The following is a 13,902-nucleotide window of genomic DNA, read 5'->3' as shown; positions in this document are numbered from 1 at the left end:
CACCCACCCCGGCCAGATCCGGAAGAGACGACGCCACCATCACCACCCCCGATGACGTCATCCCACCGATCCAGACCTATGTCAACAGCATTGCGTTTAGGCGAGGTCGTCGAACTCGCCCGCCGCGGCTCCGTCGATGAACGCCCGGAGCTTGGCCCGGGTAGTCCGGATGATGACGCCGGGGTCGTCGCTCTCGCGGATGAGGACCTCGCCGTCCTTCACCGCCACTTCGAGGCAGTTGCCCTCTGCGTCAGTTGATCTGGAGGACTTGCGCCACTGAATTTCCACTGATCTCACGCCTTCACACTTGTTGCGCCACCTCGCGAATGAAATCGCGAGACCGTTCTGGGTCGTACGACCGCTCCTCGGTCCGGTCCAGCACCGCGCGATAGTTTGCGAGGCGCGTCTCGGCATCAAGGAATGCGGGGCCGCTCGGCGTGTCCGTCTGGACGGTGTCGAGCTGCGGAACGGGCCCGTATGCATAGAGTGTTGAGCTACCGGCGTTGGGGAACCCGCCCACTGCGAACGGGATCACCCTAACGGTGACGTTCGCTCGCTCGGACTGCTGGAGCAGGTAATCGAGCTGACCCGCCACGACCTTCGCGCCGCCGAACCTCATCCGCAGAGCGGCCTCGTGGATCAAGAACGTGAACTGCGGCCTGTCCTTGCGATCGAGAACGTCACGGCGCCTCATGCGGTGCGACAGCCGCCGCCGGATCACCACAGAGGGAAGCGGGGGTACGGCCTCTTCGAAGACGGCTCTGGCGTAGTCCTCGGTCTGGAGCAGGCCAGGCATGTGCATGATTTGCACGACGCGGATCGCGGCAGCGTGGTGCTCCATTTCGGAGAGGTCCAGCAGGCCGGCCGAGAGATCGTCGCGGTAGTCGTCCCACCAGCCGCGCCCTCGTTCTTCTGCCATGGAGATCAGTGCGTCCACGTAGACATCATCTGAACAGCCGTAGTAGGTCGTCCAAGCGCGCACTCGTTCGCTGCTGACGCCGAATCGTCCGCTTTCGACGTTGCTCATCGTCGTGCGGTCGGTGCTCAGTTGGGCGGCTGCGTCGGTCAGTGAGATTCCGGCGTGCTCCCGGATCTTTCGGAGCTCGGCTCCCAACCGGCGCTGGCGGGCAGTTGGAGCCTTCCTTGGCGGCATGGGATTCCCCTCCTGTTGGCTCACATCTTGGCCCGTTGTATCGGGCGAGGTCCACTTGTGCGTGACGTTTTCCCGAACCGTACAACGGGTTGTACCTGAGTCGCTACAGTCTGGAGTCGCGCCGCGTCGTACCGCAACAAGACCGAAGTGCAGCCGCCGACGCGCGCCTTGGCGCGCGTCACCCGGGGGCGGCCAGAGCCACGGCATGCACCGCACGGCGGGGCACGCGAACTCGTACCGCGTTGGGAGAAGCAGCATGAAGACGAGCGTCTTGATCCCCATCGGGCCTGCAGCCGACGAAGCCCTCACCTACCGGATGGTGGCTCCGAGTCGGGCGGACACGCCGCGCATTGCCAGGGACTGGGTGGTGTCGGTCCTGTGCGGCGTCGGACATTCGCGGCTCGCGGAGCGGGCGCGGCTGTGCACTTCCGAGGTGGTGACCAACGCCCACCGGCACACGGAGACTCGGGAGATCGCCGTGGAGATGGTGCTGTCCGGCGGCCTCGTCACGGTCTCCGTGTACGACTCCATGTCCGAGCGCCGGCCGCCGGACGGAGGCGGCGACCGGCCGGGCCGACTCGACACGCACGGCCGCGGGCTGGCGCTGGTGGCGGCGTACGCCGACGACTGGGATGTCAGCACCCGGCCGGACCGCAAGGCGGTGTGGTTCCAACTGGCGTGAGCCGCCGGGCATGGCTTCCTCCCCCGTGCGGGGTAGGGGGCCGTACAGGCGGAGGGCGTGGCCCGGCGGCCGCTCGCCGCAGGACGGACTCACGCCCCGATTCCGCACGACCCACACGGCCGACGCGTTCACCGCCTGCCTCGGCGCCCTCGCCTACACCGCCGGCAAGGTGGACCTGGTGAGGGACGACGAGCTCGGCGTGCGGGGCTTCCCTGCGCCGGACGACGCCCACGGGGCCGTCGCCGACGTCGCGACCGCCCAACTGGCCAACGTGGGCCTCGACCTGCTCGTGGCCGCCGTGGCACTGCTCCTCCTCCGCCTCCCGCGGACCGGCTCATCCGGTGGCCGGCGCTCGCCGCCTCCTGGGTGGGTATCGCGATGGTGGGGTCGGGCGTCCTCGGGTTCGGTTCCCGTGCGGCTGTCCTGCCGCCGGGCCTGGGGCCCACCCGTCCTAGCCTGCCCGTCGCGCTCGCGGCACTGCTCGTCGGCGCCGTATGGGCGGCGGCCTGGGCCGTTGCCGCGGTCTCCGTCGTCCGGCACCGGTCAGAGCACGGCCGCCGGGGCCACCGCGTGCCAACCGCACCGACGAACGGTTCCGGCATCGCTGAGAGGAAAAGCGCTCCATGCCCATCTCGACCAGGTGCAGGGCGTGGACCGGCAGCCCGCGCCCGGCCCCGCCCGGGGCTTCCGGGCGGGGCCGGGCGGTCCCTGCGCGTACGCGCATGCCGGGCTCGCCGCCAAGGCCGCCCCCGCAACGTCCGGCTGGTTACGCTGGCCCGGGCTCTGCCTGGAGGACAGCATGACTACACAGCCCGACCATGGGGGCGAACTCATTCCGCGTCCCGAGCGCACGCCCGACGCCGTCCGCGTTGCCTTGGCCCACATCGCCCCGCACCGCTTGGACGAGATGGAGAGGCACAAGAACCGCGCTCTCGCCGCAGCCATCAGCAGCAACAAGATCGGCCACCTCCAGCACTGGCTCACCCATTGGGCTGCGGAGGTGGAGATCGAGCGCCGACCGGACTTGGCCGCACGCCGCAGCCGCGCCCTGGCAGCCATCCAAGGGACCGCCAGCCGCAATGATCCCGCTCTCAGACCGGCCATGGATGAGCTCAGGGCCGTGGAGGAAGAGGCCGCTCGGGTGGTGTCGGAGTGAGCTGGAAGTGGGAGTACGACCCGGACGAGGAATAGGTCCTCGGTGACTCACCACCCGCCTTCGTCGTAGAGGTCATGAGGAAGGCCGATGAGCTGGTTCGGGCAGCCGAGGCCTTCAACCTCGACGGAACGAAGTACGACGGGATGAGCCCGAGCGGCTGATGAACAGCACCACAGGCCTCGCGGGAGCGCCGCCGGGCTGCTCGACCCGGCACGTGATCGACTTGGCCGGGTGTAGGACGCGGGGCGGCGGCTGGGCCTAGAGGACGGCCACCGGGGCGACCGGGGTGCCGACCGCGCCGACGAAGGGTTCCGGCATGGCGGAGAGGAGGAACGCGTACCGGCGCGTTTCTGCACAGGCTGTGGACAACGCCTCCAGGTTCCAGTTCTGGCCCTGGTGCATGCCCATCTCGACCAGGTGCAGGGCGTGGACCGGAAGCCAGAGGTTCTCGATCTCCGGCGGGAAGACCTCGAAGGTCAGGGTGTCGTTGGCCACGGCGGCCACGTCCCGGGCGTGGAACCACTCCGGGGTGCGGACCGACAGCCCCGGGGAGGGGAAGCCGTAGCCGTGCTTGTCCCCGGCCAGGTAGGCCTGGATCTGGCCGGTGCGGACCAGGACGACGTCCCCTGCCCGGACAGCCGTCCCGCCGAACTCCTCCGCCTCCGACAGCTCCTCCGGGGTCACCGCGTGACCGCCCGGCAGCCGGTCCACCCCCTTGGCGCGGGCCACGTCCAGCAGGACCCCGCGCGAGACGATGGGCGCCGCCTTGTCGATGCCGCTGAACGCGGCCCGGGCGTGCGCGGTGATGCTGCCGGCGGGGCGGCCGTTGTAGATGCGGCCGGAGTGCGAGACGTGGGTCAGGGCGTCCCAGTGGGTGCCCGCCTGGAGTCCCATGGTCACGGCGTCGTCGCTGCACGCCACCGTGCCCGGGCCGAACAGCTCCTGGTTGATCTGCACCATCGTGTGCAGGGGGTTGATCCGCCCAGGGATCAGCCCCGCCTGTACGCCGTCCTCCTTCAGCGGGAGCGCCAGCGGGATCCGGCGCCCCGTACGCACCTCGGCGGCCGCGGCCCGTACCACCTCACCGGTGATCAGGTTCAGGGTGCCGATCTCGTCGTCGGCGCCCCAGCGTCCCCAGTTGTTGACGTGCTTGGCGATCTCGTGGAACTCGGCGGGCAGGGTCACGTCTCGTCAGCTCCTCGGTTCCCCGGCTCCTCGGCTCCTCGGCCCCTCCGTCCGCGATCGCGGCTGCGGCGGGCTTGTGCGGCGGCGTCCGGCTGCCCATAAAATCTAACGGTCCGTCAGAAACCTGGGGAAGGGGTCGGCGTGGGGAACTTCTTGGCAGGCAAGGCCGTGGCGGTCACCGGCGCCGGACGCGGCATCGGCCGCGCCGTCGCACTCGCCGCCGCAGCCGAGGGCGCCAGGGTCGTCGTCAACGACTACGGCGTCGGCATCGACGGCGGCGCACCGGCCAGCGAGATCGCCGAGGCCGTCGTGAAGGAGATCCTCGCCGCGGGCGGCGAGGCCGTCGCCGTCGCCGACGACATCTCCACCATGGACGGCGGGCAGCGCGTGGTCGACACCGCGATCACCCGGTACGGCCGCATCGACGGCGTCGTCTGCGTCGCCGGCATCCTGCGCGAGCGGATGCTGTTCAACATGTCCGAGGAGGAGTGGGACCCGGTCCTCGCCACCCACCTCAAGGGCACCTTCACCGTCTTCCGCGCCGCCTCCGCCGTCATGCGCCGCCAGGGCTCCGGCACCCTCATCGGCTTCACCAGCGGCAACCACCAGGGCTCCGTCGCCCAGGCCAACTACAGCGCCGCCAAGGGCGGCATCATCTCCCTCGTCCGCTCCGCCGCCCTCGGCCTGCACAAGTACGGCGTCACCGCCAACGCCGTCGCCCCGGTCGCCCGCACCCGCATGTCGGCGAACGTCCCCATGGAGCTCAAGGAGATCGGCGAACCCGAGGACGTCGCCGCCCTCGTCACCTACCTGCTCAGCGACAAGGCCGTCGCCGCCGGCGGCGAGCGCATCACCGGGCAGGTCTACACGATCGCCGGCCCGAAGATCGCCGTCTGGGCCCAGCCGCGCGAGCTGCGCGCCGGATACGCCGAGGGCCCCTGGACCCCCCAGAAGATCGCCGACTTCCTGCCCGGCACCATCGGCACCGACCCGATGCCGATGCTCGCGCAGCTCCAGGCCATGGCCGAGGCGGCGGCCGCCAAGGACCGACCCAACGCCTAGAAGGGGCGGCACACCGTGGACTTCAGCTTCGGCGCCGAGGACGAGGAACTGCGCGGCCGTGCCCGGGCCTGGCTCACCGGGCACCTCGTGGGCCCGTACGCGCAGGCCGCCGGACTCGGCGGGCCCGGCAGCGAACACGAGGGAGTGGGGGCGCGCCGCGCCTGGGAGCGCGAACTGGGCCGCGGCGGCTGGATCGGCCAGGGCTGGGACCTGCCGCCCGGGGCGTACGGGCAGCAGCGGCTCTCCCTGACCGGGCAGGTCGTGTGGGCCGAGGAGTACGCCGCCTCGCGCGCCCCCGCCCGCGTCGGCCACATCGGCGAGAACCTCCTCGCCCCCACTCTCATCGCGTACGGCAGCCGGGAGCAGCAGGACCGCTTCCTGCCCGGCATCGCCCGCGGCGAGGAACTGTGGTGCCAGGGGTACAGCGAGCCCGGCGCCGGATCCGACCTCGCGGGCGTGCGGACGGCCGCCGTCCGGGACACCGCCGACGGGCTGCTGCGCGTCACCGGCCAGAAGACCTGGACCTCGCTGGCCCGGGACGCCGCCTGGTGCTTCGTCCTCGCCCGCACCGAGCCCGGGTCCCGGCGGCACCGGGGGCTGTCGTTCCTCCTCGTACCGATGGACCAGCCGGGCCGGATCGAGGTACGGCCCATCCGGCAGATGACGGGGACCTCCGATTTCAACGAGGTCTTCTTCGACGGGGCGGTCGCGGCCGAGGCCGTCGGCGGGGAGGGCAACGGCTGGACCGTGGCCATGGGCCTGCTCGCGCTCGAACGCGGCGTCTCCACCCTGGTCCAGCAGATCGGCTTCGCCGCGGAACTGGAGCGCGTCCTGGCCGCGTACGCCGCCGCCGAGGGCGACGCCGGCGACGCTGGCGGGTCCGGCGGGTCCGGCGCCGGGGACCCCGTACTCCGCGACCGGCTCGTACGCCAGTGGGCCGAGCTGCACACCATGCGCTGGAACGCACTGCGCACGCTGGGCGCGATCGGCGACCCGGGCGCGCCCAGCGTGGCCAAGCTGCTGTGGGGCGGCTGGCACCGGCGGCTCGGCGAGCTGGCGGTGGCGGTCCGGGGCGCGGCGGCCACGGCCGGGCCCGCGGCCTGGGCGCCGGACCTTCCCTACGGACCCGGGCTCGACGAGGACCAGCGGCTGTTCCTGTTCACCCGCGCCGACACGATCTACGGCGGCTCGGACGAGATCCAGCGCAACATCATCGCCGAGCGGGTGCTCGGCCTCCCCAGAGAGGCGCGGTGAAGTGATGAGGGGCATGAGGGGCGTCGTGTTCGACGGCAGGCAGGCCCGGGTCGTGGACGATCTGGAGGTCCGCGATCCGGGCCCGGGGGAGGTCCTGGTCGCGATAGCGGCAGCCGGGCTGTGCCACAGCGACCTGTCGGTGATCGACGGCACCATCCCGTTCCCCGCGCCGGCGGTGCTGGGGCACGAGGGGGCCGGGGTCGTCGAGGCGGTGGGGGCGGGGGTGACGCATGTGGTGCCCGGGGACCACGTGTCGCTGTCGACGCTCGCCAACTGCGGGGCCTGCGCCGACTGCGACCGGGGCCGGCCGACCATGTGCCGCAAGGCGATCGGAATGCCGGGGCAGCCCTTCTCGCGCGGCGGGAAGCCGCTGTTCCAGTTCGCCTCGAACTCCGCCTTCGCCGAGCGCACGGTCGTCAAGGCCGTGCAGGCGGTGAAGATCCCCGACGACATCCCGATGGCCTCGGCGGCCCTGATCGGCTGCGGCGTGCTGACGGGCGTCGGCGCGGTGCTGAACCGGGCCCGCGTCGACCGGGGCGAGTCGGTGGTCGTCATCGGCGCGGGCGGGATCGGGCTCAACGTGCTGCAGGGGGCCCGGATCGCGGGGGCGACGACCATCGTGGCGGTGGACGCGAACCCGGCCAAGGAGGCGGTGGCCCGGCAGTTCGGGGCCACGCACTTCGTGGACGCCTCGGCGGTCGCGGACGCGCCGGCGGCGGTGAAGGAGATCCTCCCGACCGGCACGGACCACGCCTTCGAGTGCGTCGGCGACGTCCGGCTGATCCGCCAGGCGATCGACCTGCTGGACCGGCACGGGCAGGCCGTGCTGCTGGGCGTGCCCGGCTTCACCGAGGAGGCGTCCTTCCGGGTGTCGTCGATGTACCTCGACAAGACCGTGATGGGCTGCCGGTACGGGTCCTCCCGGCCGCAGCGGGACATCGCCCTGTACGCGGAGCTGTACCGGAAGGGGCAGCTGCTGCTCGACGAGCTGGTGACCGAGGTCTACCCGGTCGAGGACTTCGCGAAGGCGGCGGACGATGCGAAGCACGGGCGGGTGGCGCGCGGGGTGCTCACCTTCTGAACGGAGCGCGGGGGCGGCGCGGGACTGCTCCCGCGCTCCCGCCGCGCACCCCCGTACGCCCCTCCCGGCCGACCGGAGGGGCGTACGGCTGCCGGGACCCAGCCAGGGAGCGGGCCACGGGGCGGGAACGGGGCCACGGGACGGGGGCGGGGCCGCGGGACGGGGTGGGGAGGGCTCAGCCGTCGTCCGCGAGCCGGCCGAAGCGCCCCCGGTGGAACAACAGCGGACCCTCGTCGCCGGCCGCGCCCAGGGCTTCCACCCGGCCGACCACGATCAGGTGGTCGCCGCCGGTGTGCACGGCGTGGATGCGGCAGTCGATCCAGGCGGGCACCCCGTCGAGCAGCGGGGATCCGGTCGCGGGGGCGGGGGAGTGGGCGACCCCGGCGAACTTGTCGGCGCCGCTGACGGCGAACCGGCGGCACAGCCCGTCCTGCCCGGCGCCCAGGATGTTGACGCAGAACACGCCCGCGCGGGCGATCCGCGGCCAGCTGGTCGACGTACGGCCCACCATGAAGACGACCAGCGGCGGATCCAGTGACAGCGAGGCGAAGGACTGGCAGGCGAAGCCGGCCGGGCCGTCCTCGCCCTCGCCCGGCGGGGCGGTGACGACGGTGACACCGCTGGCGAAGTGCCCGAGCACGGCCCGGAACTCGGCGGGGCCGACGGGCGCGCGCTCGTCCTCCCCGACGGCCCTCAGGTCGGGACGGGGCAGAACGGAGGGCTCCGGCTCGTACGCGGCGGAGCCGGTGCCGGAACCCGGTGCGCCGACTGACCTGAGGTATCGGACGACGGTGGCCGCCATCCCTGCGTGTCCCATCACACCACGATTGAAACTGACGCTTCGTCAGATGGGAAGGGGCGTGTAGGTTGCCCACTCGAAAGTGTTGAACGTGTTCAATCGGTCGGGGTGGCGGGAATGGTGGCGCGATGAGCGCGAACGGGCGGGGAATCCTGGTGCGGGCAACCGCGGCGGCGTCGATGTCCGTCGCCCAGGCGGTCGTGGCGGCAGGCGTGGTCTTCGTACGCTTCAGCCGACCCGATTCCCAGGACCTGGTCCTGTCGGTACCGGACCGGGATGCCGGGGACGTCCTGCTGTATGGCGTGCTGGCCCTGGTCGTGGGGCTGCTGCACGGGCTGCTGTTCAGCGTCCCCGTCGTGCTCCTGACGTTCGGCGTCGCCGGCGGGCCGGTCGGAGGCGCCGGACCGGGGCGCGGGAAGGCGGCCGTGGCCGCGGCCGTGGTCGTCGCGCTCGCCGCGGGCTACGCCGCCCTCGCGTACCTCCCCGTCCCGTGGGACAGCGGGCTGTTCTGGCGGTGGTGGGCCTGCCTCGCCCTCTTCGGGGTGCTCCCCGCGGCCGCGGCGCACCTCGTCGGGCGCCGCGGGATGCCTCCGCGCGGCATGGTGCGGTGGACGGCCGTGGTCTCGGCAGTGCTCTTCTTCCTGACCGTGCTCATCGGCCCGGGACTCCTCCCCCCGGACCGGGGCCCGCTGGGCTCCGAGGCCCGCGATTACATCGGCGAATGGCGCGGAGAGCGCGGTGCGCGGCTCGTTCTGGGTGAGAACGGCGAGGCCGTCGCCGAGAACATTCCCTGGGTGGGCGGCACGGGGGTCGTGACCGGGTGCAGCGGAAAGGGTACGTGGACGCTTGAGCAGCCCGCACGGGACATGGGCGAACACTGGTGGATGCTGGCCGTCGAAACCCCCGACTGCCGCCACGACATGCGGGCTGAGTACCACTACCGGGAAGAAGGGCCGTCGCTGTCGGCCGGCATCCGCTGGAGGCATCCGCGCGGCGCGAGCGCCGCACTGAACAAGGTGTGACGGGCGCAGAGCGCACGCTGCGTCCGCCGAACGGGTGAATCGGTGAGGGCGGTGCGCGCTGCTGGAACGGGCGCGCGCGGCGGCTCGGCAAGGTGTCCCCGGACACCCGGACCGCACCGCCGTACCCGTCGCTCTCCCGTCCCGTACCGGCACCCGCACCCGCACCCGCACCTGCACCCGCACCACCCATCCACAGGAGGAACCGTGCTAGGAACCGACTTCCGTAAGGGCTCGCCGAACTGGCTTGACCTCGGCAGCCCCGACACCGCCGCGGCCGCCGCCTTCTACGGCGCGGTCTTCGGCTGGAACCACGTCTCCGCCGGGCCCGATGCCGGTGGGTACGGGTTCCTCCAGCGCGACGGCAAGACCGTCGCCGGGCTCGGACAGCTGACCGAGGAGGGCGCGCAGTCGGCCTGGATGGTCTACTTCATGACCCCGGACATCCGGGCCACCGTCGCGGCCGTCAAGGACGGCGGCGGGACGGTCCGCATGGAGCCGGAGGACGCCATGGGGGAGGGCTGGCTCGCGCAGGCCACCGACCCGCAGGGCGCGCAGTTCGCGCTGTGGCAGCCGGGGAAGACCGCCGGGTTCGAGGTGGCGTCCGCGGAGAACACGCTGCTGTGGGCCGAGCTCCACGTACCGGACCCCGCCGCGGCCTTCACCTTCTACAGTGAGCTCTTCGGCTGGCGCGGTCAGGACATGCAGGCGCCCGGGATGACGTACCGGGTGCTGAGCGTCCAGGAAGGCGACCAGCAGGAGGGCTCGTTCGGCGGGATCGCCCCGATGGGCGACGGGGCGGGCGGCGAGAGCGGCGGGGAGCGGCCGCGCTGGGTGCCGTACTTCAGCGTGGCCGACGCCGACGCGACCGAGGCGGCCGTCGTGAAGGCGGGCGGCACGGTGCTGATGCCGTCGACGGACGTGCCGGACGTCGGCCGGATCGCCTGGCTGGCGGACCCCTTCGGGGCGGTCTTCGCCCTGCTGAAGCCCAACCCGCAGATGTAGCGGGTCCTGTGGCCGACCGCGGCCGCGGGCGCGGGCGCGGTGGAGCAGGGGGCAGGCCCGAGGCGGACGGGTTCAGCGGCCCAGGTACTTCGGCGTGCGGCGCTCCACGAAGCTCGCCACGCCCTCCGCCGCGTCGGCCGTCGTCATGTTGATCTCCTGAGCGGCGGCCTCCGCGGCCAGGGCCGCCGCGCGGTCACCGTCCAGGGACGCGTTGACCAGCTGCTTCGCCAGGGCGATGGCTCGGGTCGGGCCTTGGGCGAGGCGCTCGGCCCACTCCCGCGCGCAGGCCTCCAGCTCCCCGTCGGGGACGACCCGGTTGACGAGGCCGAGCCGCTGGGCCCCGGCCGCCGGGACGGCATCCCCGAAGAAGATCAGCTCCTTGGCCCGCTGCGGGCCGACCAGCCGGGGGAGCAGGTAGGCGCCACCGCCGTCGGGGACCAGGCCGCGGCGGACGAACACCTCGACGAAGCGGGCCGACTCGGCCGCCACGACCAGATCGCAGGCGAGCGCGAGATGCGCGCCGATGCCGGCCGCGGTGCCGTTGACGGCGGCGATGACCGGCTTCTCGCAGTCGAGCACGGCGGTGATCAGGCGCTGCGCGCCGAGCCGGATCATCCGGGCCACGTCGCCGGCGACGCGCTCGCCACTGGCGCTGGGCGCCCCGCCGGTTGCGGGCGCGCCGCGCAGGTCGGCGCCCGCGCAGAAGCCCCTGCCGGTGGCGGTGATGACGACGGCCCGGACGGCGGGGTCGGCGGAGGCCTCGGCGAGCAGCGCGATGACGCGTTCGCGCTGGTCCCAGGTCACGGCGTTCATGGCCTCGGGACGGTTGAGGGTGATCCACGAGACCCCGTTGTCAGTGCGGTGCAGTATCCATGTGTCGAGGGGTTGTGTCGCCGCTTCGGGTTCGACTCGGGGGGAGTCGGTCATGGGTGAGGTGCTCCGATTCGGGGTGTTGACGGGAACGGAACGGGCTGCGGAGGGTGCACGAGCCGTACGGGCTGCGCGCGCCGGACAGGGCGTACGGGCTGTTCGGGCTCTATGGACTGGGCGCGCCGGACGGGCCGCGCGGGCTCTACGGGCCGTGTGCGGACTGCCTGCCTTACGGGGCTTACGGGGCTTACGGGGGCTCTGCGCCCGAGTCCCGGCCCGGGCACCGGCAGCGGCCGCGGCCCGGGCACCGGCCGGCGCCCCGGCCGCCGGGGCTTCGCCGCCGGAGGCGGCGGTGTCAGCGGCAGACGGCCAGGGCGTCCAGCGCCACTGCCCCCTGCCCGCGCGGGAGCACCATCAGCGGGTTGATGTCGAGCTCGGACAGGACACCGCCCAGCTCCAGCGCCATCCGCTGCACCCGCAGCACGACCTCGACCAGCGCGTCGGCATCGGCCGGGGGCGCCCCCCGGACCCCGTCCAGCAGGGCCCGGCCGCGCAGTTCGGCCAGCATCGCCCGGGCCTGGTCCTCGCCGAACGGCGGCACCCGTACCGCCGCGTCGTGCAGCACCTCGACCAGGACCCCGCCCAGCCCCACCGTCACGGTCGGGCCGAAGAGCGCGTCCTGCGTGACGCCGACGAACATCTCGATGCCGCGCCGCACCATCTGGCAGACCAGGACCCCGTCCAGCGGGATGTTCTCGTACCGCGCGATGTCCGTGAGCTCCCGGTACGCGTCGCGGATCTGGCTCGCCGAGGTCAGCCCGACCTTCACCAGCCCCAGCTCCGTCTTGTGCGCGAGCTGCGGGGCCGAGGCCTTCATCACCACCGGGTAGCCGACCAGGCCCGCCGCACGGACCGCGGCCGCCGCGCTGGTGACGAGCTGCTCGCGCGGGACCCGGATCCCGTAGGCCCGCAGCAGCTGTTTCGCCGCGTGCTCGCTGAGCTGCTGGCCCGGGCGCATCAGCGCCTGCGCCTTGCGGTACGAGGGGGACGGGGTCCGCGGGGCCTCGGCGAAGGGGGACCGGTAGCCGGTGGTGAAGCGGTGGTGGTCGAGGTAGGCGCGTACGGCGGTGATGCAGTTGCCGAAGGTGCGGAAGGTGGCCACGCGGGAGGAGCCGAGCAGGGTGGTGCGGTAGGCCTCCTCGGTGCCGACGGGCGAACCCCAGACCACGCAGATCAGCTTGTCGGTCCCCTCGGCGGCGTCCACCAGGTCCCGGGCGAGCCGGTCGCTCATCGGCGGGAACGGGCCGGTGATCGGACAGATCAGCACGCCGACGGACGGGTCGGCGAGGATCGCGTCGATGATCTTCCGGCCGCGCCAGTCGCCGACCGGGTGGCCGCCGTTGTCGATCGGGTTGGCGACGTTCAGATAGTCCGGGATCCATTGGTGGAGCTCGTCCTGCTTGGCCTGCGAGAGCGCGGGCAGGTGGAGGCCGGCCTCGGTGGCGAGGTCGGAGAAGTGGGCTCCGGTACCGCCGGAGATGGAGTAGACGACGACCCCGTCGGCCCGTGGCGGACGGGCCCGGGCGAGCAGTGCGGCGGTGTCCTGGAGCTCGTCCAGGGCGTCGACGCGGATGACGCCGAACTGGCGCATCGCGGCGTCGACGACGGCGTCGGCGCCGGTGAGCTTGCCGGTGTGGGAGGCGGCGGTCCGGGCGCCGGCCTCGGTGCGGCCCACCTTGACGGCGACGACCGGGACCCCGTTGCGGGCGGCCCGGTCGGCGGCCAGGAGGAACGACCGGCCGTCCTTCAGGCCCTCCACGTAGCAGGCGATCGCGCCGACCTCGGGCTGCTCGGCGAAGTAGGAGATGAAGTCGGCGGTTTCGAGATCCGCCTCGTTGCCCGTGGGAGCCCAGTGGGAGAGCCGGATGCCCAGCTCCTGGAGGGTGTACACGGGCCGCCCCTGGTGGCCGGACTGGGTGATCAGCGCGATGGCCGGGCCCTGGAGGTCGTCGCGGAACTCCTGGAACGCGTTGAGGTTGGTGTTGGGACCGAGGAGGCGAAGGCCCGATCGCCGGACCGCGGCGGCGAGCCGCGCCTGGGCGGCCGCGCCGGCATCGCCCGTCTCGGCGAAACCGGAGGCGAAGGCGACGGCGAACTTCACCTTGGCCTCGGCCAGCTCCTCGATCACCGGGACGGGGTCGCCGACGAGCAGCACCGCCAGGTCCACCTGCTCGGGCAGTGCGGCCACGGATAGGTGGCAGGGCAGCCCGAAGACGGTGCTGCGGGTCGGGTGCACGGGGTGGATCCGGGCGCCGACGCGTTCCGCCCAGGCGATGAGCTGCCGGGTGATGCCGGTGTTGGGCCTGCCCTCGGCGTCGGAGGCGCCGATGACGGCGACGGACTCGGGCCGGAAGAACCGGTCCAGGTCCGGCACCTCGGAGTCCAGGGGCCGCCCGCTCACGTCCAGGGCGATCGCGTCCTCGGCGGAGGCAGGTGCGGTGGAGTGGACGGCCTCCCGGGGGGTCTCCCCGCAGGCCTCGACACGCGCGCGGAAGTCGGTGGTCAGGGTGCCGTGAGTAGATCCAAGCATCGCTTCGCCCGCTCCCTGCTCGATGGACGACCCGCCCTCAATGGCG

At 72.7% G+C, this 13,902-nt stretch carries 13 protein-coding genes; 7 read left to right on the top strand and 6 right to left on the bottom strand.

All coding sequences use genetic code 11. From position 1 onward, the window contains the following. Positions 1–96 precede the first annotated feature (96 nt). Together AC068A_RS26680 and AC068A_RS26675 are read right to left on the bottom strand one after the other, a co-directional pair. Complete coding sequence (locus AC068A_RS26680; protein WP_385431882.1) at positions 97–288, bottom strand: DUF397 domain-containing protein; 192 nt, start codon at positions 286–288, stop codon at positions 97–99. Between the two features lie 13 nt (positions 289–301). Continuing rightward, a complete protein-coding gene (locus AC068A_RS26675) occupies positions 302–1,153 on the bottom strand; it encodes a helix-turn-helix domain-containing protein (RefSeq protein ID WP_478588783.1) in 852 nt (283 codons plus the stop codon). A 256-nt stretch (positions 1,154–1,409) separates the two neighbouring features. On the opposite strand from AC068A_RS26675, the gene AC068A_RS26670 reads away from it, so the two are divergent. Together AC068A_RS26670 and AC068A_RS26665 are read left to right on the top strand one after the other, a co-directional pair. Continuing rightward, a complete protein-coding gene (locus AC068A_RS26670) occupies positions 1,410–1,835 on the top strand; it encodes an ATP-binding protein (protein ID WP_478588780.1) in 426 nt (141 codons plus the stop codon). 799 nt (positions 1,836–2,634) lie between these two features. After that, on the top strand, positions 2,635–2,991 hold the full coding sequence (locus AC068A_RS26665) for a hypothetical protein (protein WP_478588779.1): 357 nt from the start codon (positions 2,635–2,637) through the stop codon (positions 2,989–2,991). 258 nt (positions 2,992–3,249) lie between these two features. Here the strand turns inward: AC068A_RS26665 and AC068A_RS26660 are convergent, their stop codons facing one another. Continuing rightward, complete coding sequence (locus AC068A_RS26660) at positions 3,250–4,176, bottom strand: cyclase family protein (protein WP_478588778.1); 927 nt, start codon at positions 4,174–4,176, stop codon at positions 3,250–3,252. A 141-nt stretch (positions 4,177–4,317) separates the two neighbouring features. Here AC068A_RS26660 and AC068A_RS26655 point away from each other — a divergent pair, with 141 nt between their 5' ends. Genes AC068A_RS26655 through AC068A_RS26645 form a run of 3 tightly spaced genes read left to right on the top strand, consistent with a single transcriptional unit; the run spans position 4,318 to position 7,573 of the window. Then, positions 4,318–5,238 carry an SDR family NAD(P)-dependent oxidoreductase gene (locus tag AC068A_RS26655; RefSeq protein ID WP_478588777.1) on the top strand — a complete coding sequence of 307 codons (921 nt, stop codon included), beginning with the start codon at positions 4,318–4,320 and terminating at the stop codon, positions 5,236–5,238. A gap of 15 nt (positions 5,239–5,253) precedes the next feature. Beyond that, positions 5,254–6,492: an acyl-CoA dehydrogenase family protein gene (locus tag AC068A_RS26650; protein ID WP_478588776.1), complete on the top strand. Its 1,239-nt coding sequence runs from the start codon at positions 5,254–5,256 to the stop codon at positions 6,490–6,492. Between the two features lie 13 nt (positions 6,493–6,505). Then, positions 6,506–7,573, top strand: coding sequence for a Zn-dependent alcohol dehydrogenase (locus AC068A_RS26645; RefSeq protein ID WP_478588775.1), 1,068 nt, complete (start codon positions 6,506–6,508; stop codon positions 7,571–7,573). Between the two features lie 175 nt (positions 7,574–7,748). Here the strand turns inward: AC068A_RS26645 and AC068A_RS26640 are convergent, their stop codons facing one another. Further along, on the bottom strand, positions 7,749–8,375 hold the full coding sequence (locus tag AC068A_RS26640; RefSeq protein WP_478588782.1) for a flavin reductase family protein: 627 nt from the start codon (positions 8,373–8,375) through the stop codon (positions 7,749–7,751). Between the two features lie 125 nt (positions 8,376–8,500). On the opposite strand from AC068A_RS26640, the gene AC068A_RS26635 reads away from it, so the two are divergent. Both AC068A_RS26635 and AC068A_RS26630 read left to right on the top strand, forming a co-directional pair. Further along, positions 8,501–9,394 carry a hypothetical protein gene (locus tag AC068A_RS26635; RefSeq protein ID WP_478588774.1) on the top strand — a complete coding sequence of 298 codons (894 nt, stop codon included), beginning with the start codon at positions 8,501–8,503 and terminating at the stop codon, positions 9,392–9,394. 204 nt (positions 9,395–9,598) lie between these two features. Further along, positions 9,599–10,396 carry a VOC family protein gene (locus AC068A_RS26630; protein WP_478588773.1) on the top strand — a complete coding sequence of 266 codons (798 nt, stop codon included), beginning with the start codon at positions 9,599–9,601 and terminating at the stop codon, positions 10,394–10,396. A 72-nt stretch (positions 10,397–10,468) separates the two neighbouring features. On the opposite strand, the gene AC068A_RS26625 is transcribed toward AC068A_RS26630, so the two are convergent. Together AC068A_RS26625 and AC068A_RS26620 are read right to left on the bottom strand one after the other, a co-directional pair. After that, positions 10,469–11,323 carry an enoyl-CoA hydratase/isomerase family protein gene (locus AC068A_RS26625; protein ID WP_478588772.1) on the bottom strand — a complete coding sequence of 285 codons (855 nt, stop codon included), beginning with the start codon at positions 11,321–11,323 and terminating at the stop codon, positions 10,469–10,471. A gap of 298 nt (positions 11,324–11,621) precedes the next feature. Next, on the bottom strand, positions 11,622–13,856 hold the full coding sequence (locus AC068A_RS26620; protein ID WP_478588771.1) for an acetate--CoA ligase family protein: 2,235 nt from the start codon (positions 13,854–13,856) through the stop codon (positions 11,622–11,624). Positions 13,857–13,902 lie beyond the last annotated feature (46 nt).

The organism is Streptomyces sp. NPDC043854 (assembly GCF_056436005.1).
This window is presented reverse-complemented; position numbering and strand designations above follow the sequence as displayed.